Source organism: Achromobacter sp. D7-1, assembly GCF_059760445.1.
Genome location: NZ_JCBAMT010000073.1, coordinates 1 through 21,849, shown reverse-complemented (window position 1 = coordinate 21,849; position 21,849 = coordinate 1). Strand labels below are relative to the sequence as shown.

Below are 21,849 nucleotides of genomic sequence, written 5' to 3'. Positions count from 1 at the left end.
CATGACCCGCAACGACCTGAATGTCGAACGCGTCCGCCACGACCTGAAGATGCGCACGCTGACCGTGGCCAGCGTCGAACGCATTGCCGGCCTGCTGGCCCGCGTCACTTTCACCGGCGACGACCTGCAGGACTTCGTGTCCGCCTCGTTCGACGACCACGTGAAGCTGTTCTTTCCCGCCGATCCGTCCTTGCCGCCGGCGCTGCCGGTCGCGACCGCGGACGGCATCAAGTTCCCCGAGGACGCGCCCAAGCCCGCCGCGCGCGATTACACGCCGCGCCGTTTCGACACGGCACGCAGGGAGCTGGACATCGATTTCGTGCTGCATGGCGACGGTCCCGCGTCCACCTGGGCGGAACAGGCCGAACCCGGCCAGCAACTGGGCATAGGCGGACCGCGCGGTTCTTTCGTCGTGCCCAAGGGTTTCGACTGGCATGTGCTGATCGGCGACGAAACCGCCTTGCCCGCCATCGCCCGCCGTCTGGAAGAGCTGCCGGCCACCGCGCAGGCGCTGGTGCTGATCGAAGTGCCGCAGGCCTCCAACGAGATTCCGCTGCCTACCCAGGCCCAGGCTTCCGTGCGCTGGCTGCATCGCAACGGCACCGCGCCGGGCTACAGCACCCTGCTGCTGGAAGCGGCGCGCGAACTGAAACTGCCGCCGGGCGAAGGCTATGTCTGGGTCGCCGCGGAATCCGCCGCCGCCAAGGCCTTGCGGGAAATCATGGTGGCGCAGCACGGCATCGACAAGAGCCGCATCCGCGCCGCCAGCTACTGGAAGCGCGGAGCGGTCGCCGTGCACGAGTCGCACGAAGGCTGAGTCCGGTCTCGATTCGTCGGCGGGCGCGGGGGCAAGGTCCTCAGTCGCCGGCCAAGGCCAGCAGATTGCGCACGCGTCCACCCGCACCCTGCTCGCGCACGGCCAGGCCCAGCACCGCGCGCGGCCAGTCCAGCGCGAAGGGGCGGTACACCACGCCGTCGGGCCGTAGATGGTGCAGCGATTCCGGCACGATGGCCACGCCCATGCCGGCGGCGACCAGGTTCACCGCTGACGACAGTTGCGGCGCGCGCTGGCCGATCTGCGGATTCAGCCCATGTTGGCGGCAGGCCGCCATGATGTCGGCGCTGAGCCCATAGCCGGACTTGCGCGAATACAGGATGAAGCGCTCCTGCTCCAGGTCGGCGGGCGCGAGCCGCTTGCGCCGCGCCAGCGGGTGGCCTAGCGGCAAGGCCACCACCAGCGGTTCTTCCGCCAGTTGCGTGAATGCCAGGCCGCCATCCAGCGCAAAGGGTGGACGCACAAAGGCCGCGTCGATGGCGCCGCTGCGCAGCTGCGCCACCAGCGTTTCGCTGTCGCCTTGCGACAGCGTCATCTCCACGTCCGGATACTGCTGCCGGTACTGTCGTATCAGTTCCGTCACCACGCCGCTGAAGGACGCGGATTCCGTGAACCCCAAGGTGAGCTCGCCGACTTCGCCGCGCGCGGCGCGCTGCGCGGTCAGCACGGCGGCCTGGGCGCGTTGCAGGATGTCCTGCGCGCAAACCAGGAAGGCGCGGCCGGCGTCGTTCAGCGCGACGCCGCGCCCCATACGGTCGAATAGCGGCGTGCCGACTTCCTGCTCCAGCTGGCGGATCTGCTGCGACAGCGGCGGCTGCGCCATGCCCAGCTGTTCCGCCGCGCGCGTGAAGTGCTGGGCCTCGGCGGTGGCGACGAAGTAACGCAGATGGCGCAGTTCCATATCTGTACTTTAAAAGTATTGATTATCAATTTTCCATATATTGGACATTCTATTGCGACGCGCCGATCATGCATACATCGACGACCCCTGCAAAGGAATCCGCATGACTGCTCCCATCAAACCCAGCACCCTGTTGCGCCAGCACCTGGCCCGCGACATCGTCGTGGCGCCCGGCGCCTATGACGGCATGTCGGCGCGGCTGGTGGCGGCCGCGGGCTTTTCCGCCGTCTACGCCAGCGGCGGCGCCATCGCGCGCGCGGCCGGCTATCCGGACATCGGGCTGCTCAGCTTTACCGAGGTCATGGACCGTGTGGAGAAGATCGTGGACGCCAGCGGCCTGCCGGTGGTGGCCGACGCCGACACCGGCTTCGGCGGGTCGGCCAATGTGGAGCGCACGGTGCGCATCATGGAACGCGCGGGCGTGGCGGCCTTTCACATCGAAGACCAGTCCTTTCCCAAGCGCTGCGGCCATCTGGACGACAAGAGCCTGGTGGATGCCGAGGAAATGTGCCGCAAAGTGCACATCGCGCGCCAGACCCTGAGCGACCCGGACGTGCTGGTGATCGCGCGTACCGACGCCATCGCGGTCGAGGGTTTCGAGGCCGCGCTATCGCGTGCCGAGCGCTACCTGAAGGCGGGGGCGGACATGATCTTCGTGGAAGCGCCCGAGACGCTGGAGCAGATCCGCGCCATCGCCGAGCGCCTGCCCGGCCTGAAGCTCATCAATATGTTTTACGGCGGCAAGACGCCGCTCACGCCGCTGGCCGACCTGGCGGCCATGGGCTACCGCCTGGCGATCATTCCGTCGGACCTGCAACGCGCCGCCATCCATGCCATGCAGGCCACGCTCGCGGCGATCAAGCAGACCGGCGACAGCAGCGCGCTGGCCGATCAGCTCACCAGCTTCAAGGAGCGGGAAGAGATCGTGCAGACGCGCCGTTATCTGGCGCTGGATGCGCAGTAGGCGCGCGGCGCTAGCGGGCGCAGCGGCTGGGCAGGCTCAGCGGCCACAGCCGCTGGTCGTGCGAGCCGTACAGCATGCGCACGCCGCATTCGATTTCCACGCGCGCCACCTGCTTGCCGGCGGGATCGATGATCATCGACTTCTCCAGCGTGGACACCACGGCGCGGCCATTGTGGAACGGCGCGACCGCCCGGTAGTCGGCGGCGATCACCAGCTTGCCTTGAGCGTCCACGTAGCCGTAGCCGCTATCGATGCCGACCGGCGCCAGACCTTCGCGCAGCAGGCCCAGCGCGTCGAACGCGGGCCCGGCCAGTGCGCCCTTGCCGTCCACCGCGCGCATGCCCCGGTTGGACACGCGCGCCACGGCGCGTCCTTCGGAGTAGGCCGACGCAACGCCCTCGACGGAGAGCCGCTTCTTGCCGTCCAGGCCGGTGTAGTCGGTCATCTCCCGGTTGCCGGCGTAATAGTGCCGCAGCAGCGTGTCGGAGCCCAGCGGCCAGCGCCATTCGCCCGCCGGCAGCGTGGTCACGGTCTTGCCCTGGTCGTCGATCAGGCGCGGACCGTCTTCGCCCGTCAGCAGGGCGCGGGCCGGTTCGCCGCGGAACGAGCCGGCGGTGGCGGCCAAAGGCGCGATCTGCCATTGCCCCTGGCTGTCCAGATAGCCGATGCGCGGTCCGCGCCGCAGTACCGTCCAGTCGCCCATGCGCAGGTAGTTCGCGTCCTCCATGTCCACCGCTTCCGAACCGTCCGGGGTGATGGTCCAGCGGTGCTTGTCGTCGCTGGCCGCGATTGCGCCGTCGCTGTCCACGCCGACCGAGAGCTTGGGCCGGAAGGCGGTCAGCGCGCGGCCCTCGGCGTTGAAGACGGCGGCGGGGCGTTCATATTCATTTTCCTGGGGTCCCGCCTGGCGCAGCTTCCAGATCCGCGCGGTGATGCGTTCGGCGCTGTGGTGGCTGGGCGGCACGATCCACTTGCCCTGCAGGTCGATGACGCCGACGCGGTCCTGGCCCAGCGAGGCGATCGCCTGACCGTCCTGGAACAGGCCGATGTCCAGGAACGCGGGCGCGGCGAGCTCCTTGCCGGCGACGAAGTCGTACAAGCCCCAGGGCGAGCCCTCCGCCGCGGTCTTGAGGAAGCGGACCACGCCGGGGGCGACGATCTGCGCTTCGAAGAAGTCGCGCGGCAGGTCATAGGTCTTGCCGTCGCGGTCCAGCATGCGGCTCACGCCATCGGCGTAGGCCGGCGCATAGCCGTGGCGGAACGGCCCGATGTGCTGCTGCACGGGCAGGTCCATGGGCTTGCCCATGGCATCCAGCAGCAGCAGGCCTGCGTCGGTCTGCGCGGCGTAGCGTAGTTGCTCCGCCTTGAGTCCCGCGGCTTCTGCCTCGGCTTGCGCGCCATAGTCATCTTCGGATCCGTCCAGCGGGACGATGTTGCTCCAGGCCGGATCGGAGGCAATGCCGCCGTCGGCCAGCAGCAGGCCGGCGCCGCCTTCGTCGCACTGGCAATGGTCCTGGGCCAGCAGGCCCAGCGCGCTGCCCGGTATGTCCAGCGGCAGCTCCCGGAGCGAGCGGCTCTTGGCGGCCTCCACCGTTTCGGGCTTGAGCAGCGCGCGGCCCTCGTCGTCCAGCACGTTGAGCAGTTCGCCTTCCTGCTTGAAGACCCACAGCTTGCCCTGGCTGACCACCATCCTGCCGGTGTCCTTGAGCCAGGCGGGAGCCGTTACGCCGTGCAGCCAGTTGCCCATCGGCGTCAAGAGGCCCACGGGTACGCGTTCCTCGTTCGAGAACAGGACATAGCCTTTCTGGTCTTCAGCCACGATCAGGCCCGCGCCCAGCGTCAGCGGCTCGGCGCGTCCCGGCACCAGCGCCATCTGCTTGTCGCCAGAAGGGTAGACGATGGCGTCGCCGTAGCGCTGCGATCCCTGCGCTTCGGCGGACTTGAGCGTAATGACGGGCTTGCCGTCGCTGTCCAGCACGGCATAGGAGCCGCGGCCGAGTTCGGCGCTCCAGAATGCCGGGGTCACGGGCATCATGCTGCGGTAGCCCTGGTCCGCGCCCACGGTCTTGCCATCCGCGTCCAGCAGCAGTGCCTCGCTTTCGCGATAGGCGACGGCCATCGAACCGTCTTCGCCCGGCACCGAAATATCCTGGTAGTCGGGTTCCAGCACCCACTTCCAGTCCCGGTCCACCAGGCCGTACCGGCCTTCCGCATTAATGGCGATGTACAGGCCGTTGCCATAGGACTTGACGAGGCTGACGCCGACGTCGTTGTAGCGGCGCTCGCCGGTACTGGAGCGGTATTCCGGCTTGTACTCCACCGTCGCCAGCGCCGGTACGCCCGCGCCCAGATGCAGCGATTGAACGCCTTCGTCCATTGGTTCGCCCACCGGCTGGCCCTTGCGGTCGATCAGTAGGTAGCGGCCGTCCAGTATGGCCACGGTCAGGCCGATCTCGGCATAGTCCTGTACGGCGTCGTAGCGCGGCGGCACTGCCATCCGGCCTTTGGTGTCGATGAAACCCCACTTGCCTTTCCATTTCACCGCGGCCAGGCCGTGGCTGAAGTCGCCCACCGCTTCGAAGATGGGCGAAATCGCCAGCCGGCCGTTCTGGTCCAGGAAGCCCCAGGCATGGCGGCGCAGCGACTGATCGCGCGGCACGCGGTCGATGTTCACCAGCGCGGACGGCAGCAGCACCGCGGCGCGCTGGTCCGCCAGCGCGCGGATGCAGCCGTTGGCGTAGGGGCTGACATCATCGTCGACCGTGAGGCTGTAGGGCTTTTCCTCGATGCAGTATGAATTGCCGAACTGCGCATGCGCCGACAGGGACGCGCCCAGCGCGGCCAGGGCGCAGGCAAGGCGGGTGGTGCGTATCGCGCGTGACTTCATGGTTGTTTCGCTTTGGCGTTGTCGGGGGCGAGTTCGAACTTGTCGGCCACGGGGCAATCCATTTTCTGTTGCGGCCAGGTGATCCTGCCTTGGTCGTCCAGGATCGTCACGGTGTCGCACACCACGGTAAACGTGGCGATGGGCACGCCCTTGGTATCGATGTACTGCGTGTTCCGGCCTTGGTGGTTGCTGCGGACCAGCGCGCGTTCCTCGCTGAAGTTTCCGGCCCAGGTAAAGACGGGCGGGATGGCATAGCGTCCCGTCAGGTCGATGTAGCCGTACAGCTTGCCGGAATACTGCAGGCGGCGCGCCACGGCCAGGCCGTTGTTCAGCGGGCCCAGCGTGTCGAAGTGCGGTCCCACGATGCGTTTGCCGCTGGCGTCGATGAAGCCGTTCCTGCCGTTGCCCGAGGCGTTGCGGTAGGTCGCCACGCCTTCGTTGGCATGGCGGTCTTCCACGCTATAGGTGCCATCGATGCGGGTGATCTCGCGGCCCTGCAGGTCCGTCATGACGCTGACCGAGTTTTCCGAATCATGGAACACGATGCGCTGCATGGAGGCCAGCGGCGAGCCGTCGCCCCGCTTGGGCAGCACGGTCTTGCCGTCCTGGTCGATCAAGCGGTAGCCGGACCCGGTGTAGGCGCGCGCCAGCCCCTCGGGCTGCGCGAAGAAGGGATTGAACTCGCCGTAGATGGCGGGAACCTTAAGGTTCCCGCGGGCATCGATGGCGCCTTCGCCGTCTTCGTGTTCGATATAGAGCCAGTGCTGGTACAGCTCCTTGCGCTCGGCCCGGCTGTCGGATACGCGCGTGGCGCCGCCCTTGGCGTCGAACACCACGGTTCCGCCGCCTGCCAGCGTGCCCAGGTAGCGCCCGTCCTTCAATCGCTCTGGCTTGCCGGTCACAAGCTCGCTGGCTTTGCCGCTACGCAGGTTCACCAGGCGGTAGGTGGTGTCGAAAGAGCTGCGGGAGCGCTGTCCGGAGGCGTTGTCCTCGATCAGCATGAGGCCATTGCCCAGGTACTCCAGTTTGTACGAGCTTTCCTGTGTGGCGGGCACTACCCACTTGCCCTCGCGGTTCATCACGCCCCAGCGGTCCTGGTGCTGGACCTTGGTCCAGTCGTCCTCGAACTTCTCCATGCTTTCGTATACCGGCTTGACCGCCGGCGCGCCCCGGGCGACGTTCCAGATGCCCCAGCGGTTCTCGCGGTTTTCGTCCGGCGCGCGGTACTGGATAAGTTCGCCGTCGAAATTCATGGCGCCGTCCATCACCTCGGCCGGAACTTGCGCGGCCTTGCCGCGGGCGTCGATCACCAGGCTGTCGTCGTTGCGGCTGCGCGCTCCGCCCGCCAGCGCGTAAGCGCCGCGGAACGGGCGGATGACGCTGTAGCGGGGCGGCACGGCCCAGCCGCCGTCGGCGTCGATGGCGCCATACTTGCCGTTGGCGGCGCGCACCGGCAAGGGCATCGACGCGTCGTAGCTGGACATGTCCTCCCAATCTGGATTGGTCACGATCTTGCCCTTGGACGTCAGGATGCCGAGAGGCTGCTTGTAGTCCAGGGGCCGCAGCAAGGCCAGCGGCAAGCTGTCCGCGGTGGCGCGGCCGCGGGTCGACTCGCTGGCGGAAAAGGCTCTGATGTCGTAGTCCTGCAGGCGCGCGACGGTGTCGGCGTCCAGCAGCGACTTGCCTTCGCGCGTATAGATCTGCAGCAGACCGCCGCCGGCATCGGGCGACGCATCGGCGCTCGTCGCTTCTGCTGCGGCGGCCCCGGTGATGTCCACCGCCGCCGTGGCTGCGTCCATCGCGGCAGGCGTGGCGATGTCGACCGCCACGGTCGCGGCTGCCGAGGCTTCGGTTGCCGCCGCGACTGCTTCTGCCGCGCTCGCGTCCTGCGAGGCGATCGCGGCATCGGCCGAGGCCTCGACTGCCTCTCCTGGTCCATCTTCGTCAGAGACTGCGGCAGTACCGGCGGCTGCGGCATCACCCGTCATTGCCGCGGCATCGGCTGCCGCTTCCGCTGCCGCTTCCGCTTCAGCCGCCATGTCCTCCGCGCGTGGCGCCAGCGCGGCGGTCACCCAAGCCTGTCCGTTGCTGATCTGCACCCGGCCATGGCGCGCGTCTATCTTGCGGAACTTGCCGGCGGGATCGATCAGCAGCACGGCCTCGTCATCGATCATGACGCGCCAGCCATCGCGTTCATCCAGGCCGATGTAATTGCCCTTGAAGGCATGCTGCACGCCTAGCTTGGCGTTCAGCAGCAGCGCCTTGCCCGCGCCTTTTTGCTTGACCAACCACAGCCCGGGCCCTGCCAACTGCACGTCCTCGTAGCGCTGCCCATGGATGGACTTGCCGCTGGCATTCACGAACTCCCAGCCTTGCTCGCGGTTCACCGCCAGCACATCCCCATCGCGCAACGCGGGTTGGCGGGCGCGCAGCACGTCCGGCGCGATCGCCCAGCGGGCCTGCTCGTCCAGCAGTCCCCACCAGCCGCCGTAGCGCGAATCGCGCAACTGGGCCGGCAGGTAGCCGCCGCTGGGCGCGGCCAGCGCCATGACGCCGGCGGGCAGCGTCGCCGCCTTGCCGGTCTCGGTGTTGAACAGGCGCGGCGGCATGGGCATTTCCATCGATGCCAGTTTCTGCCCCCGTTGGAAGCCCCAGGAGCGCGTGCCCAGCTCGAAGGTCTTGACCACCTTGCCGCTGCGGTCGATCAGCACGTCTTGCCCTTGCTCTTCGGCCAGCGCGGTGCCTTCGGCATTGAAACCCGTCGCTTCGGTAAAGCGCGGCTTGATGGCCCACTGCCCCTGCTTGTCGATATAGCCCCAGAGCCCGTCCTGGCTGGCGGCCGCCAGACCGTTCTGGAAGGATTTGACTTCCTGGAAGGCTGGCGCGATGGCCATGCGGCCTTGCTGGTTGAGATAGCCCCAGCGTCCCGAGTCGTCGTCGGCCGATCCCGTCAGTACGGCCGCCAAGCCCTCGTGGAAGGCCAGTTGGCATTCCAGGTCGGCGCCGTTGTATTCGTTGAGGCCGGGGGCGCAGCGGTCCAGCCAGCCGGCCTGGGCCGCGCCGGGGATGGCGGGCAGGGCAGCCAGCGCCACGGCCAGCGCCAGCGGTTTGAGGGCGAGCGGGGTCTTCATCGTGCAGCAGCGCGGGTTGCAACCGCGCAAGCGTAAAGGCCGGGCTGGGCGTGCCACATGGTCGTATGCCTGCCAAGAAAGATGGGAAGGCAGCACTGTAACCAGCGGCAGCAGGCAATTAGGCGATAAATGTAACTGTCGAAAACAAACCGTTAAAAACACGGCTATCCGAGCTTGCATGGCGCCGATTCCGGGCGCAGTCCTGACATTCCTGCAAAGCATGCAGCGGACAAAAAATAATCGGTTGATGCGCACACGCGCCGGCCCTGTAATGGACGCCGGTGCCTGCCCGCACGGAGGCGACTATTCATAGCCGAGGTCCGCCATGCCCGTCCTGCGCAAGTCTTCCCTGGATGCCTCCCAACTATTGCTGCTGGTCCTGGCCGGCGGCGTCATCATGGGCCTGGCGCTGGGCGTGCGCCATGTGCAGGGCCTGTTCCTCCTGCCTGTCACGATGGACCGCGGCTGGAGCCGCGAGACCTTCGCCATGGCGCTGGCGGTGCAGAACCTGACCTGGGGCGTGGCGCAGCCGTTTACCGGCATGGTTGCCGACCGCTACGGCTCGGCCAAGGTGATCGCGGGCGGACTGGTGTTCTATGCGCTGGGGCTGGCGGGCATGGCGCATGCCGCCACGCCCGCCGGGTTCCTGTGGACAGCGGGCGTGTGCATAGGCATCGCGCTGTCCGGCACCGCATTCGCCGTGATCTACGGCGCGCTCAGCCGGCTGGTGGCGCCTGAACGCCGCAGCTGGGCGCTGGGCGTGGCGGGCGCGGTGGGCGGCCTGGGCCAGTTCACCATGGTGCCGGCCGCGCAATGGCTGATCAGCGGCTGGGGTTGGGTCGCGGCCCTGTTGTCGTTCGCGCTGGTGTTGCTCGTGCTGCTGCCCCTGGCGTTGCCGCTGCGCGAGTCTCCCGGCCGGGAGCAGGGTGTGGCGTCCGGCGAAGCAGGGCTGTCCATGTCCGCAGCCATACGCGAGGCCTTCGCCCAGCCCGGCTTCTGGCTGTTGAACCTGGGCTTCCTGGCCTGCGGCTTCCAGCTTGCCTTCATCGGCACGCACCTGCCCGCGTACCTGATGGACAAGGGCCTGCGCGCCTCCGACGCGGTGGCGGCGCTGGCTATCATCGCGCTGACCAACGTCATGGGCACCTACGTCTGCGGCGTCCTGGGCGGACGTCACCGCCGCAAGTACCTGCTGGCCGGCATCTATCTACTGCGCACGGCCGCCATCGCGCTGTTCGTGCTGCTGCCGCTGTCGTCATGGACCGTGTACGTGTTCGCGGCGGTCATGGGCTTCGTCTGGCTGGGCACGGTGCCGCTCACCAACGGCCTGATATCCCAGGTGTTCGGCGTGCGCTACATCACGACTCTGTTCGGCTTCGTGTTCTTCGGCCACCAGCTGGGTTCCTTCCTGGGTGTGTGGCTGGGCGGCGTGGTGTTCGAGGCCACCGGCTCCTATGACCTGATCTGGCTGGGCGCCATGGCGCTGGGTGTGCTGTCGGCGGCGCTGCACTGGCCGATAGACGACCGCGAGATCCGGCGGGTCCCTGCCGCGGCCGCGCCCGGCTGATGGCGGCTTACAGCGGCCGGTGCTGCGTGCCCGCGCCCATGGTGATGTGCAGCATGCGGCAGGAGCCGGCCACCTTGAGCGTGTGCCAGATGCCCTTGGGGACCACATAGGCATCGCCTGCCTGCATCCGCACGGCCTGTTCGCCTGTCGGCCATTCCAGCCGCAGTTCCGCCGCGCCCTCGATCAGGCGCAGGACCTCGTCGGCCTGCGGGTGCATTTCCCATTGCGGCCAGTCCGTTTCGAAGGCGTATTCGGATACGAGCCAACCGCGGCCGTAGCGTTCGAGTTCCTCTTCCGGCTGCGACCAGAAGGCGTTGCCGCCTTCGACGGCCGTACAGGCGCCCGAGGCGTCCAGCAGGAGATAGTGCGACGACAGATTGGTAGTCATGTTGCGCTTCCTGGCGTGAAGGATGTCGGGCCAGTGTAAAGCGATATCATGTGCATCTTCATCGGCTATAACAGGAGAGGGCGATGCGCCAGGGATTCGATGGGGTCAGGCCCGCGTCCGAGTCTTCCATCGAGATCGGCTTCTTCCATGAAGGCCGGCATTGCGTCGAACGCATCCGGGCCAAGCCCACCGCCGCCAACCTCAAGCGCGCAGCCGACCGCCGGGCCGCCATCCTCGAGGCCATTGCGCGCGGCGAATTCGACTACGACGCCGAGTTTCCCAAGCGCGGCGGCGCGACCAAGCCATAACAGGGTTCCGCATGACGAGCGACAAGCAGCTGGACATCAACGATCTGACGCCGGACGCCTTCCGGGCCTACGGCTGGATGCTGGGCAAGCCCATGCCGGACGGCAACGGCGTGCCGTTGTTTTCCAACCCGGCCACCGACTTCTGGCAAGAGCATCTGTTCAACACGGGCGCGGGCGGGGACGCAGAGCTGTTGTGGGTCAACTACCGCAGCCAGTCCTTCGAGATCTCCAGCCTCGAAAAGCACCTGCTGACGCAGCAGGCCATCGTGCCGCTGACCGGCGAGATCATCCAGGTGGTGGCGCGCAGCGCGGCCGACGGCAGCCCCGATCTGGCCAGCCTGATGGCATTCCGCGTGCCGCAGGGGCAGGGCGTCTGCATGCGTCCGGGCTGCTGGCACGCCACGCGCGTGACGGAGGAGGAAGTCACCTGCCTGATGCTGACCCGCCGGTCCACCACCGTGGACCTGATTCAGCACCTGACCACGGATGCCGCCGCCAGCGAAAGCGCGATCGTGGCGATTCCCCTGCAGCGGCTCGAAGGCCAGACCCAGGCGGCTTGAGCGCATCCGGGGAAATGTGCCAGAATTCCCCGGAAATTCCCGCCTCGCACGCGACGCTGCCTTCAGCGGGCGCCGCCAACATCACGCAGTGTTGGAGCAATGAATGCGCGACCGTCAGACTGGCATCGAGTTCTTGCGCGCGACCCGCCTGCTTCTTGCGGCACTGCTGATCGGCAGCGCGGCAGGATGCGCCATCCATTCGCAAGATTTCAGCGGTTCGCAATCGGTCGGCATCGACGGCGTCACGGCGCAACAGGCGCGCGGCATCGCCCGCGAAGCCTATCTTTACGGCACGCCCATGGTCGCCAGCTACCAGACCATGCATGCCTTCAGCATCGACAAGAGCAACCCCCAGTACAAGGGGCCGTTCAACACGGTCAACAACGTCGCGCGCGTCTTCACGCCCGAAGACACCGCCTTCGTCACGCCCAACGCCGACACGCCATACACGTTCGCGGTGCTGGACCTGCGCGCCGAACCCGTGGTCATCACCGTGCCTGCCATGGAGCCGCGCCGCTATTTCGTGCTGCAGCTGATGGACCTGTACACCTACAACTTCGCCTATATCGGCAGCCGCAGCACCGGCAATAACGGCGGCCGGTTCCTGGTCGCGGGCCCGCGCTGGAAGGGCAAGACGCCGGCCGGCATCACCAAGGTGATCAGGTCGGAGACCGAGCTGGTCAACCTGGTCGGACGCACCCAGCTCTTCAGCGCCGGCGATCTGCCCAACGTCAAGCGCATCCAGTCGCGCTACAAGATCCAGACCTTGTCGGCCTTCCGCAAGCAGCGCGCGCCCGCAGCGGCGCCTGCCGTGGACTGGATCGCACCGGAACCGCCCGCGCAGATGCGCAGCTCGCTGGAGTTCTACAACCAGCTTGCCTTCCTGCTGCAGTTTGCGCCCGCGCACCCTTCGGAACAGTCGCTGCGCGAACGCTTTGCCAGTATTGGCCTGGAACCCGGGCAGCAGTTCGACTTCGCCAGCATGAACCCCGCATTGCGCCGCGCCCTGCAGGAAGGCATGCACGACGGCCAGAACGACGTCGACAAGAACCGTGAAGCCCTCAACGGCAAGACCGACGGATTGTTCGGCGACCGCAACACACTGAAGAACGATTACCTCGCGCGCGCCACCGGCACGCAGGTCGGCATCGGCGGCAACAGCCGCGAGGAAGCGCTCTATCCCGTGCTGGAGAACGACAGCACCGGCCAGCCGCTGGACGGCCGCAACAAGTACACCCTGCGTTTCGCTCCACGCAGCCTGCCGCCCGTCAATGCGTTCTGGTCCATGACCATGTATCGCCTGCCGGACCAGTTGCTGGCGCCCAATCCGCTCAAGCGCTACCTGATCAATTCCTCCATGCTGCCGTCGCTCAAACGTGACCGCGACGGCGGCATCACGATCTACCTCCAGTCGGAGTCGCCGGGCAAGGGCAAGGAAACCAACTGGCTGCCCGCGCCGGCCGGGCCCTTCATGGTCACGCTGCGGTACTACTGGCCCAAGCCGGCGCTGCTGGAAGGCAAGTGGACCTCGCCGCAGATCGAGCGCGCCCGGCAGGCGCCCCAGGCGCGCCCGGCGCCTTTCCCGCCCCAGGTTCGACACTAGAGGCCGTCTGGGCTACAAGAAGGCCTCGCGCAGGCCAGTCATCGCCATCCGGCCAGGCGCAGTCGGGTAGACGCCCACACAGGGAGCCTCGCGCCGCATGAAGCGCAATTTCAATATTCACGACCTGCGCATTTTCTACGCGGTAGTCATGACCGGATCGACCCGCCAGGCCGCGCAGTCCATGCATTTGACGCAGCCAGCGGTCAGCCACGCGATTTCTCGCCTGGAAGGCGCGACCGGCGTGCAATTGTTCGACCGGTCCCACAAGACCTTGCGCCCCACCGAGGCGGGCCAGTACCTCTACAGCGAAGCGAAGTTCGTGCTGGACGAACTGGTCCGCATCGACGAGGCCCTGCACAGCATCGAACAGTTCGGCGGGCGCGGCCTGCGCATTGCGTCGTCGCCCGCGCTGGCGCTGGGCTACGCGCCCGATGCCGTGCGACGCTATCTGGACGTCAACGGCACCCGGCCTTTCTCCATCGATATCGAATCGTCCGTGCAGGCCATCAGCGCGGTCGAGACCATGCGCGCGGACTTCGGCCTGGGCGCGGTCGAGCGCGACAGCGCCCGGCTGGCATTCACGCCGTTCCTGCGCGCCGACGTCATGGCCATCGCGCATCGCGACCATCCCCTGGCGGCGCGCGACACCATCGCGGCGGCCGATATCCCGCCGGACACCTACGTAAAGCCCTTGTGGTCCGACTATGTGGTCGCACAAGGCGACATCGCGGATTCGCTGCTGCTGAGTTCCGGCATGCGGGCGCACATGTCGCTGCTGCCCGGCACGGTTCGGGCGGTCCAGGGCATCAGTTTGGTCAACGCTTTATCCGCGTGGGATATCGTGGCGTCCTATCCCGATCTGGTCGCCCGGCCGCTGGCTTCGCGGCAGTGGTTCGATTTCTATCTCATTACCCGCAAGGAGCCGCGCAACCAGGACCTGGCCGAGCGATTGCTTGACGCCTTGCGCGCCACGGCACAGGCGCGCCGCCAGGGCGTCTACGCGCAAACAGTCCAACTGCTGGCATAGGGCGCGGCCTCAGTCCGCCGGCGGCTGCCAGGGCAGCGATTGCAGGTCGCCGTCTATGCTGATCGCCTGGCCGCTGATCATTGCCCCGAACGGGCTGGCCAGGAACAGCGCCATATTGGCGATGTCCGCTGCCCGCACGAACTGCCGCAGGCTCACGCCGGACAGTTCCAGCCGGGTCTCTTCCGCCACCGTCAGGCCCATGTTTTTCGCGCGCGCCTCGATCACGCGGTCAATGCGCGGCCCCGCCACCAGCCCGGGCAGCAGCGCGTTGACGCGGATGCCATGGCCGCCCAGCTCGACCGCCAGCGAACGGGTCAGCCCCACCACGCCCCATTTGGTCGCTGCGTAGGGTGTGCGCATGGGTATGCCCATGCGGCCTGCCACCGAGCTGATGTTGATGATGCTGCCGCCACCGGCAGCGCGTAGCGCCGGCAACGCATGCCGCACCGTGTGGAACTGCGATGCCAGATTGATGTCCAGCGTCGCGTCCAGTTCTTGCGGTTTGATGTCCGCGATACCCGCGGTCGGGCCGGCTATGCCGGCATTGTTGACCAGCACGTCCAGGCCGCCCAGCTGCCCCAGCGCTTCCTGCATGTAGCGGTCGATCTCGTCGCGCCGGCTCACGTCGGCGCGCGAGCTGGGGTAAGGGCAGGCCGCCAGCGCCTGTTCGTCCACGTCGCAGACGTGCACCCTGGCGCCGCGTTCGGCGAATGCGGCGGCGATTGCCGCGCCGATGCCGGCCGCGCCCGCGGTCACGATGACGCGCTGGCCGGAAAGATCCACCGGAAGCGCGGAAATGTCCGCCGGGGCAGCGTTCTTCACAGTCATGCCAGATCCTTGTGGTTGCGGTTCAGGGCTTCATCAGGCGGCAGGTCGATTCCGCGGGGGTGGTATAGACCTGGTCGCCAGGCACCCGGGCCACCAGCTTGTAGTAGTCCCAGGGCGCTTTGGATTCCGCCGGCGTCTTTACCTGCATCAGGAACATGTCGTGCACCATCAGGCCATCGGCGCGGATCTTGCCGTCCTTCACGAAGAAGTCATTCACCGGATTCGCCTTCAGCCATTTCATGACAGTATCGCCATCGGTGCTGTTGGTGGCTGCCACGGCCTTCAGGTATGTCGTGGCGGCGGAATAGTCGCCGGCCTGCAGCATCGAGGGCTTTTTCTTCATGGTGGCTTCGAAGCGCGAGGCCCACTTGCGCGAGGCGTCGTCCTGGTCCCAGTACCAGGCCGTGGTCAGGTACATGTTCTGCGCGGCCTGCAGGCCCAGCGCGTGGACGTCGGTGATCAGCACCAGCAGGCCGGCGATCTTCATCCTTGGCGTCAGGCCGAATTCGTTGGCCGCCTTGACCGCATTGCTGGTGTCGCTGGCCGAGTTCGCCAGTCCCAGCACCGATGCGCCAGATGCTTGCGCCTGCAGGATGAAGGACGAGAAATCCGCCGCGTTCAGCGGATGCCTGACCCGTCCCTTGACGGCGCCGCCGTCGGCCTGCACCACGGCCGAAGCATCGCGCTCCAGCGCATGTCCGAAGGCGTGGTCCACGGTCAGGAAATACCAGTTCTTGTCGCCTTCCTTCATCATCGCGCGCGCCGTGCCGCGCGCCAGCGAGACCGTGTCGTAGACGTAGTGCACGGTGTAGGGCGTGCATTGGGAATTCGTCAGTTCGGAAGCACCCGCGCTCACCACGAAGAACGGCGTCTTCTTTTCTTCGGCCACCTTCGCCATCGCCAGCGCCGCCGCCGAGTTCGCGCCAGCGATCAGCATGTTCACGCCTTTCTGATCCAGCCATTCACGCGCCCTGGATGATGCGATGTCGGCGCGGTTCTGATGGTCCGCCACCAGCACCTCGACCTTCTTGCCTGCCACCACGCCGCCCAGGTCCGCCACGGCCATTTTGATCGCCTCGGCGCCACCAGGGCCGTCGGCGTCCGCCGACAGGCCGGACATATCGGTAATGAAGCCGATACGGATCACGCCGTCGTCGGCCTGCGCCGCGCCGGCCATTCCCAACAGCGCAGCCACCGCCGTCGCGCACAATGTTCTTTTCATGTCTCTCTCCCCACTGGATAGGATTTCGGTCAGAACGCGACGTTGTCGCGGCCCTTCAGTTGCAGCGTCTCGCGCGCCTCGTCGGGCGTGGCAATTTGCAGTGACAGGTCTTCCAGGATGCGGCGAATCCGCCGCACCTGGTCGGCATTCGAGCGCGCCAGCTCGCCCGGCCCGTCCCACAGCGAATCTTCCAGCCCCACGCGCACATTGCCGCCCATGGTCGCCGCCATCGTCGCCAGCGGCGTCTGTTTGCGTCCGGCGGCAAGTACCGACCAGATGTAGTCGTCACCGAACAGCCGGTCCGCAGTGCGCTTCATCATCATCACGTCTTCGGGATGCGTGCCGATGCCGCCGCGTATGCCGAACACGGACTGGATCAGGAAGGGCGGCTTGAGCAGCTTGCGGTCCACGAAATGCGCCGCGGTGTACAGATGCCCGATGTCGTAGCACTCGATCTCGAAGCGCGTGCCGTTGTCGCCGCACGAGGTCAGGATGTGTTCGATGTCCTTGAAGGTGTTTTTGAAGATCAGGTCGTTGCTGCCTTCCAGATAGGGGCGTTCCCAGGCGTGCTTGAATTCCTTGAAGCGCTCCAGCAGCTCGTACATGCCGAAGTTCATCGAGCCCATGTTCAGCGACGCGACCTCGGGCTTGAATTGCAGCGCAGGCGCCATGCGATCGGCGATGGGCAGTACGGGAGAACCACCCGTCGTGATGTTGATCACCACGTCCGAGCCATTCTTGATGCGCGGCAGGAACTGCGCGTACAACGCGGGATCCTGGGTGGGCTGCCCGGTATCGGGCTGGCGCGCATGCAGGTGCACGATGGCCGCCCCGGCCTGGGCGGCATCCAGCGCGGATTGCGCGATCTCATCGGGCGTGACGGGCAGATGCGGCGACATCGACGGCGTGTGGACCGATCCGGTGATGGCGCAGGTGATGATGACCTTGTTCCTGGACTGTTTCATGGGCCTCGGGCTGCGCGCTTGCGCATGCGGTTCTAGTGGTTTTCATGGCCCCGGCTGTCTCCTCCGGGTGTGGGCCATTCTGTCCCAGGCCCGCGACCCGTGTCACCTGAACAGAAATAATCAATTGATAGGATTTCCGGTGCTGCGGTGCAGCGACGAAGGGTGCCGGCGCTGCGCGGGATTCCTGACAGGACTACAATTTGCCTATGCCGGAACGCCCGTTCCGACGGCCATCCGATCACGCAGAAGTCGCCTCCCATGCTTGATATCCAGACCCACCGCCCGCTGCGGGCCATGCAGCCCGGGCGCGGCCAGATCCGCCTCATACAGGTGCCGGCATGAGCTACGTCCTGGCGGTGGATCTCGGCGGCACGCGCTTTCGCGCCGCACTGGTGGACGCGCGCGGCGGCATCGCGCATTCGTGTTTCATCGACAGCCCGGCACGCGCCAGCCTTGCCGCTCACTCCGGCTGGGACGAGATCGACGCCGACGCCTGGTGGGGCGGGCTGCAAGCCCTGGCCGATGCCCTGGCGGCGCAGGCGGAAGCCGCTTTCGATGCGGTGGAGGCCATTGCGATTTGCGGCGTCACGCGCACGCAGGTCTTCATCGACGCGCATGGTGCCGCCATCCGGCCTGCGATCACCTGGCGCGATACGCGCGCGGCGGCGGACGTAGGCGCGTGGCTCGCGTCCATGCCGTCTGCCCATCCCGAACATGCGCAGATCAACGCCTTTCATCCTTGGGCGCGCGTGGCCTGGCTGCTGCGCGCCGAGCCTCAGAATGCGGCCCGGGTGCGAGTGGTGCTGGAACCCAAGGACTATCTGAATTTCCGCCTGACCGGACGCGCCGTGAGCGACACCGTGTCGATGGCGCGGCTGGCGGCGGCCGCGACGGCAGCGCCTGAATGTGCCGATCTGCTGACGGCGGCGGGCGCCGATCCGACCTGGGTACCGCGCCTGCTCGATCCGCTGGAGATCGTCGGCGCCGTGCAGGCGGGCCTGCCGGGCGCGCTGGCGCGACTGTCTGGACGCCCCGTGGTGGCCTGCGCCAACGACACCTGGGCGGCCGTGGCCGGCCTGGGCGCCTTGCGGCCGGGCTATGCCTACAACATCTCCGGCACCACCGAAGTCTTCGGCGCCGTGGGCGCCGAGCCGGTGCAGGCGCAAGGCCTGATGACGGTGGACTGGGGCGGGGGCCATCACCAGATCGGCGGGCCGGGCCAGAACGGCGCGGACACGGTGGCGTGGCTCCTGCCCCTTTTAGGCCGCCTGGGCGACGAAGGCATGGCCGGCGTGGGCGAGGCCATGGACGCCTTGCTGGACGCGCCACGCGACCCGCAGCCGGCCCTGTTCCTGCCCTATCTGCAGGGCGAGCGGGTGCCTTACTGGGATCCGCATCTGCGCGGCGCCTTCCTCGGTTTGAACCGTCGCCACGGCCCCGGCGACCTGGCCTGGGCCGTGCTGGAAGGCGTGGCCTTCCTCAACCGCATCGTGCTGGAACGCGCCGAAAGCGCGCTGGGCGGCCCCGTCGGAGAAATCCGCTTCGGCGGCGGCGCGGCGTCCAATGCCCAGTGGTGCCAAGTCAAGGCGGACATCTGCGAACGTCCGCTGGTGGTCGGCCAGGCCGAGCAGCCTGGCGTCCTGGGCGCGGCGGTCGCCGCGTGGACGGGCGTGGGACGCTACGGCAGCTTCGCGGCCGCCCAGGACGCCCTGGTGCGCGTGGCGCAACGCTACGAGCCGCAAGCCGAGCGGGCCCATGCCTATCGCCGCATGTACCACCAGTTCCGCGCCGCGGAGGCCGCGCTGGCGCCGGTATCGCGCGCGCTGGCCGGCATCGACATGGGCTGATGGGCCAGGTATAAACTACGACGCCATCAGCGGGGCGCAGCCATGCGCCCACATAACAAACAAAACGCAGCAAGGGTCGAGTCGATGCGCGGCATCCTGGAGCAGTACGGCACGGCAATCGCGGGATTGGTCCTGGTGGGCTTTTTCGCATTGGCTGCCCCGAATTTCGCGGCGCCCAACAATCTTCTGAACATCGCCAAGGAGACCAGTTTCCTGGCCATCATCGCCATTGGCTTCACGCTGGCGCTGGTCACGGCCGAACTGGACCTGTCCGTCGCCGACGTCGCCAGCCTGGCGGCCGTCGTCACTGGCGCCTTGGTGCATACCGGTCACCCGGTGCTCCTGGCCATAGGCGCGGGCCTGGGCGTGGGCCTCTTGTGCGGCCTGGTGAACGGCATGGCCGTCACGCGGCTGCGCGTGCCTTCGCTCATCGCCACCCTGGGCATGGCCGCCATGGCGCGCGGCTTTGCCTTCATGCTGACCGACGGCGTGTCCTATGTGGGCCGCTGGCCCGCTGCCTTCACCGATCTGGCCCGTGGCAAGCCTTTCGGCATTCCCGCCCTGGTGCTGTGGATGCTGGGCGCCGTGGTGCTGGCGTTCTTCCTGGTCAAGTGGACCCGCACAGGCGCCCGCATGACAGCCACCGGCGAGGCCGGCGAATCCGCACGGCTGGCCGGCATCAACATCCGCGCCATGAAAAGCATAGGCCTGGCTTTGTCCGGCCTGTGCGCGGGCCTGGCGGCCGTGCTGCTCACGTCCAGCCTGTCGTCCGCCGCGCCCAATATGGCCGGCGACTACTTCCTGTATGCGATCGCCGCAGTGCTGCTGGGCATGACCATGTTCAATCCCGGCCACGCCAACATACCCGGCACGCTGGTTGCCGCGCTGATCCTCAAGGTGCTGGGCAACGGCCTGGTCCTCATGGGCGCGCCGTACTACGTGCAGGACATCGTCCTGGGCTTCATCATCATCGCGTCGGTCGCGGTGTCATCGGCCGTGCTGAAGAAAGCGGCTTTCAAATTCTGATCGGAAGGGGAAGAGAACCATGCGTAAATCCTTGATGCGCAATCTGCTGTTGGCCGCGTTTTCCGTGCAGGCCCTGGCCATGGGCGCCGCCGCGCACGCCTTCGACGTGGGCGTGGTGGCGTTCCAGATGTCCTCGGAAACCCATGCCCGCGTTGCCAACGCCGCTGCCGACGCCGCCCGCGCCAAGGGCTGGACGGTCACCCAGCTGAACGCCGAGGGATCATTGCCCAAGCTGGCCGAACAGCTCGACACCCTGGTCAACAAGAAGGTCGACGCCATCGTCATTGCCATGGGCAAGCCCGTAGAAACCGATGCGCAGCTGCAAGCCGCCAAGGAAAAGGGCATTCCGGTAGTCGGCGTGATGTCGGGCGCAAGCCCCCACATGCTGTTCGACGTCGAGGTCAACGAATACGCCACCGGCGCCCAGTCCGTGCTGTACCTGCTGGGCAAGATGGGCTACCAGGGCAACATCCTGTCCGCGCGCTTCGACGGCAACTCCGGCACCCGCATCCGCGGCAAGATGCTGGACGCCGTCCTGACCGAAAACACCGCGGTCAAGGAACTGGCCAAGTTCAGCATGGCCCGCACCCAGAGCTGGCGCGACGACGTGCGCAACGGCATGCAGGCGCTGCTGCTGCGCCACCAGGGCCAGTTCAAAGGCATCTGGGCCTCGTTCGACGGCCAGGCCTATGTCATCGACGACCTGCTGCAGGCCCAGGGCATGAAGAAGGGCGACATCACCCTGGTGTCCGTCGACGGCAGCCCGGAAACCTATCGCCGCATCGCTGATCCCGCCAGCCTCATCACCGCCACCATGATGATTCCCTTCGAGCAGATGGGCACCAAGGCCATCTACGCCATCGACCGCATCGTCGTAAAGAAGGAGCCCAGGGAAACCATCGCCGCCGGCCCCTACCTGTTCATGGACTCTGTCCTGGTCGACGCCAGCAACGTCCAGAAATTCCTGCAACCCGCCAAGTAAGAGCCCGCAGCCATGACCGCCGCGTTGTCGCTACGCCAGATCAAGAAATCCTACGGCGCCGTCGAAGCCCTGAAGGGCGTGGACCTGGACGTGCCCCAGGGCAAGGTCATGGCCATCTGCGGCGACAACGGCGCAGGCAAGTCCACGCTCATCCGCATCATCTCCGGCGCGCAGGAGCCCAGCGGCGGCGCGATGAGCCTGCACGGCAAACAGGTCGTGTTCGGCTCGCCCCACGACGCCCTGGTGCAAGGCATCGCCACCATCTACCAGGACCTGGCGCTGGCCCCGCGCCTGTCGATCTGGGAGAACATCTTCATGGGCGCCGAGCTGGTGCGCCATGTGGGCCCGCTCAGTATCCTGGACAAGCGCCGCATGGCCCAGGACGCGCGCGGCTACTTGCAGCGCCTGTCCGTGCCCATCGACGACATGGACCGGCCCGTGGAACGCATGTCCGGCGGCCAGCGCCAGGCCGTCGCCATCGCCCGCGCCCTGCGCTGGGACGCCCGCGTCGTCATCATGGACGAGCCCACCGCCGCGCTGGGCGTCAAGGAAACCGCGCTGGTGCTGAACCTGGTGCGCAAGCTGCGCGAGGAAGGCCGTACCGTCATCCTCATCAGCCACAACATGGCCGACGTGGTGGCGCTTGCGGACCGGGTCGCGATCCTGAAGAGCGGCGCCAAAGTCATCGAGCGCGACGTGGCCGGGCTGGATGCGGATGCGCTGGCGCATATGGTGATGACGGGCAAGGAATAGATTTCTCGCTCATAGTCTGAGCGGAAAAAAAGGCCGGCGCCAGATTCTCCTGGCG

Annotated in this window: 18 protein-coding genes; 11 read left to right on the top strand and 7 right to left on the bottom strand. The window is 67.0% G+C overall.

Going from position 1 to position 21,849, the window contains the following annotated elements; genetic code table 11:
• Position 1 precedes the first annotated feature (1 nt).
• Positions 2 to 817 (top strand): siderophore-interacting protein, encoded by an 816-nt coding sequence (locus AC6LKD_RS25070; RefSeq protein WP_498117781.1) that lies wholly within the window; start codon positions 2 to 4, stop codon positions 815 to 817.
• A gap of 40 nt (positions 818 to 857) precedes the next feature.
• On the opposite strand, the gene AC6LKD_RS25065 is transcribed toward AC6LKD_RS25070, so the two are convergent.
• The gene (locus tag AC6LKD_RS25065) at positions 858 to 1,736 is read right to left on the bottom strand and encodes a LysR family transcriptional regulator (protein ID WP_498117780.1); all 879 of its coding nucleotides are present in this window, start codon (positions 1,734 to 1,736) and stop codon (positions 858 to 860) included.
• 103 nt (positions 1,737 to 1,839) lie between these two features.
• Between AC6LKD_RS25065 and AC6LKD_RS25060 the strand changes: the two genes are divergently transcribed.
• Positions 1,840 to 2,700 carry an isocitrate lyase/PEP mutase family protein gene (locus tag AC6LKD_RS25060; protein ID WP_498117779.1) on the top strand — a complete coding sequence of 287 codons (861 nt, stop codon included), beginning with the start codon at positions 1,840 to 1,842 and terminating at the stop codon, positions 2,698 to 2,700.
• Between the two features lie 10 nt (positions 2,701 to 2,710).
• On the opposite strand, the gene AC6LKD_RS25055 is transcribed toward AC6LKD_RS25060, so the two are convergent.
• Positions 2,711 to 5,587: a WG repeat-containing protein gene (locus AC6LKD_RS25055; RefSeq protein ID WP_498117778.1), complete on the bottom strand. Its 2,877-nt coding sequence runs from the start codon at positions 5,585 to 5,587 to the stop codon at positions 2,711 to 2,713.
• Positions 5,584 to 8,718 carry a WG repeat-containing protein gene (locus AC6LKD_RS25050; RefSeq protein WP_498117777.1) on the bottom strand — a complete coding sequence of 1,045 codons (3,135 nt, stop codon included), beginning with the start codon at positions 8,716 to 8,718 and terminating at the stop codon, positions 5,584 to 5,586. The genes AC6LKD_RS25055 and AC6LKD_RS25050 overlap by 4 nt, the downstream gene beginning before the upstream one ends.
• 325 nt (positions 8,719 to 9,043) lie before the next feature.
• On the opposite strand from AC6LKD_RS25050, the gene AC6LKD_RS25045 reads away from it, so the two are divergent.
• Entirely contained in the window at positions 9,044 to 10,285 is a 1,242-nt protein-coding gene (locus AC6LKD_RS25045; protein WP_498117776.1) for an MFS transporter, read from the top strand.
• 7 nt (positions 10,286 to 10,292) lie between these two features.
• Here the strand turns inward: AC6LKD_RS25045 and AC6LKD_RS25040 are convergent, their stop codons facing one another.
• Complete coding sequence (locus tag AC6LKD_RS25040) at positions 10,293 to 10,673, bottom strand: cupin domain-containing protein (RefSeq protein WP_013396465.1); 381 nt, start codon at positions 10,671 to 10,673, stop codon at positions 10,293 to 10,295.
• Positions 10,674 to 10,756: 83 nt separating this feature from the next.
• Between AC6LKD_RS25040 and AC6LKD_RS25035 the strand changes: the two genes are divergently transcribed.
• The 4 genes from AC6LKD_RS25035 (at position 10,757) to AC6LKD_RS25020 (ending at position 14,171) form a co-directional block, all read left to right on the top strand.
• Positions 10,757 to 10,981 carry an Arm DNA-binding domain-containing protein gene (locus tag AC6LKD_RS25035; RefSeq protein WP_013396464.1) on the top strand — a complete coding sequence of 75 codons (225 nt, stop codon included), beginning with the start codon at positions 10,757 to 10,759 and terminating at the stop codon, positions 10,979 to 10,981.
• An 11-nt stretch (positions 10,982 to 10,992) separates the two neighbouring features.
• Positions 10,993 to 11,541 (top strand): ureidoglycolate lyase, encoded by a 549-nt coding sequence (locus AC6LKD_RS25030; protein WP_498117775.1) that lies wholly within the window; start codon positions 10,993 to 10,995, stop codon positions 11,539 to 11,541.
• Between the two features lie 103 nt (positions 11,542 to 11,644).
• The gene (locus AC6LKD_RS25025) at positions 11,645 to 13,144 is read left to right on the top strand and encodes a DUF1254 domain-containing protein (protein WP_498117774.1); all 1,500 of its coding nucleotides are present in this window, start codon (positions 11,645 to 11,647) and stop codon (positions 13,142 to 13,144) included.
• Between the two features lie 97 nt (positions 13,145 to 13,241).
• Complete coding sequence (locus tag AC6LKD_RS25020; protein ID WP_498117773.1) at positions 13,242 to 14,171, top strand: LysR family transcriptional regulator; 930 nt, start codon at positions 13,242 to 13,244, stop codon at positions 14,169 to 14,171.
• A gap of 9 nt (positions 14,172 to 14,180) precedes the next feature.
• Here the strand turns inward: AC6LKD_RS25020 and AC6LKD_RS25015 are convergent, their stop codons facing one another.
• The 3 genes from AC6LKD_RS25015 to kce are packed head-to-tail and all read right to left on the bottom strand — an operon-like array spanning position 14,181 to position 17,186.
• On the bottom strand, positions 14,181 to 14,999 hold the full coding sequence (locus tag AC6LKD_RS25015; RefSeq protein ID WP_498117772.1) for an SDR family oxidoreductase: 819 nt from the start codon (positions 14,997 to 14,999) through the stop codon (positions 14,181 to 14,183).
• 22 nt (positions 15,000 to 15,021) lie between these two features.
• The gene (locus tag AC6LKD_RS25010) at positions 15,022 to 16,221 is read right to left on the bottom strand and encodes an ABC transporter substrate-binding protein (RefSeq protein WP_498117771.1); all 1,200 of its coding nucleotides are present in this window, start codon (positions 16,219 to 16,221) and stop codon (positions 15,022 to 15,024) included.
• 29 nt (positions 16,222 to 16,250) lie between these two features.
• Positions 16,251 to 17,186, bottom strand: coding sequence for a 3,5-dioxohexanoate:acetyl-CoA acetone transferase (gene kce, locus AC6LKD_RS25005; RefSeq protein WP_207468101.1), 936 nt, complete (start codon positions 17,184 to 17,186; stop codon positions 16,251 to 16,253).
• Between the two features lie 338 nt (positions 17,187 to 17,524).
• Between kce and AC6LKD_RS25000 the strand changes: the two genes are divergently transcribed.
• From AC6LKD_RS25000 to AC6LKD_RS24985, 4 genes are all read left to right on the top strand, one after another.
• Positions 17,525 to 19,033: a xylulokinase gene (locus tag AC6LKD_RS25000; RefSeq protein WP_207468102.1), complete on the top strand. Its 1,509-nt coding sequence runs from the start codon at positions 17,525 to 17,527 to the stop codon at positions 19,031 to 19,033.
• Positions 19,034 to 19,117: 84 nt separating this feature from the next.
• Positions 19,118 to 20,059, top strand: a complete 942-nt coding sequence (locus AC6LKD_RS24995; protein WP_498117770.1) for an ABC transporter permease — start codon at positions 19,118 to 19,120, stop codon at positions 20,057 to 20,059.
• 19 nt (positions 20,060 to 20,078) lie between these two features.
• Positions 20,079 to 21,041: a sugar ABC transporter substrate-binding protein gene (locus tag AC6LKD_RS24990; RefSeq protein ID WP_498117769.1), complete on the top strand. Its 963-nt coding sequence runs from the start codon at positions 20,079 to 20,081 to the stop codon at positions 21,039 to 21,041.
• 12 nt (positions 21,042 to 21,053) lie between these two features.
• Entirely contained in the window at positions 21,054 to 21,794 is a 741-nt protein-coding gene (locus AC6LKD_RS24985; RefSeq protein ID WP_498117768.1) for an ATP-binding cassette domain-containing protein, read from the top strand.
• The last annotated feature ends 55 nt before the right edge of the window (positions 21,795 to 21,849 follow it).

Coding starts and splice junctions, on each gene's coding strand:
- AC6LKD_RS25060 (WP_498117779.1), top strand. CDS start 1,840: ATGACTGCTCCCATCAAACCCAGCACCCTGTTGCGCCAGCACCTGGCC.
- AC6LKD_RS25000 (WP_207468102.1), top strand. CDS start 17,525: ATGAGCTACGTCCTGGCGGTGGATCTCGGCGGCACGCGCTTTCGCGCC.
- AC6LKD_RS25045 (WP_498117776.1), top strand. CDS start 9,044: ATGCCCGTCCTGCGCAAGTCTTCCCTGGATGCCTCCCAACTATTGCTG.
- AC6LKD_RS24985 (WP_498117768.1), top strand. CDS start 21,054: ATGACCGCCGCGTTGTCGCTACGCCAGATCAAGAAATCCTACGGCGCC.
- AC6LKD_RS25030 (WP_498117775.1), top strand. CDS start 10,993: ATGACGAGCGACAAGCAGCTGGACATCAACGATCTGACGCCGGACGCC.
- AC6LKD_RS24995 (WP_498117770.1), top strand. CDS start 19,118: ATGCGCGGCATCCTGGAGCAGTACGGCACGGCAATCGCGGGATTGGTC.
- AC6LKD_RS25070 (WP_498117781.1), top strand. CDS start 2: ATGACCCGCAACGACCTGAATGTCGAACGCGTCCGCCACGACCTGAAG.
- AC6LKD_RS25020 (WP_498117773.1), top strand. CDS start 13,242: ATGAAGCGCAATTTCAATATTCACGACCTGCGCATTTTCTACGCGGTA.
- AC6LKD_RS25040 (WP_013396465.1), bottom strand. CDS start 10,673: ATGACTACCAATCTGTCGTCGCACTATCTCCTGCTGGACGCCTCGGGC.
- AC6LKD_RS24990 (WP_498117769.1), top strand. CDS start 20,079: ATGCGTAAATCCTTGATGCGCAATCTGCTGTTGGCCGCGTTTTCCGTG.
- AC6LKD_RS25065 (WP_498117780.1), bottom strand. CDS start 1,736: ATGGAACTGCGCCATCTGCGTTACTTCGTCGCCACCGCCGAGGCCCAG.
- AC6LKD_RS25015 (WP_498117772.1), bottom strand. CDS start 14,999: ATGACTGTGAAGAACGCTGCCCCGGCGGACATTTCCGCGCTTCCGGTG.
- AC6LKD_RS25025 (WP_498117774.1), top strand. CDS start 11,645: ATGCGCGACCGTCAGACTGGCATCGAGTTCTTGCGCGCGACCCGCCTG.
- kce (WP_207468101.1), bottom strand. CDS start 17,186: ATGAAACAGTCCAGGAACAAGGTCATCATCACCTGCGCCATCACCGGA.
- AC6LKD_RS25055 (WP_498117778.1), bottom strand. CDS start 5,587: ATGAAGTCACGCGCGATACGCACCACCCGCCTTGCCTGCGCCCTGGCC.
- AC6LKD_RS25050 (WP_498117777.1), bottom strand. CDS start 8,718: ATGAAGACCCCGCTCGCCCTCAAACCGCTGGCGCTGGCCGTGGCGCTG.
- AC6LKD_RS25035 (WP_013396464.1), top strand. CDS start 10,757: ATGCGCCAGGGATTCGATGGGGTCAGGCCCGCGTCCGAGTCTTCCATC.
- AC6LKD_RS25010 (WP_498117771.1), bottom strand. CDS start 16,221: ATGAAAAGAACATTGTGCGCGACGGCGGTGGCTGCGCTGTTGGGAATG.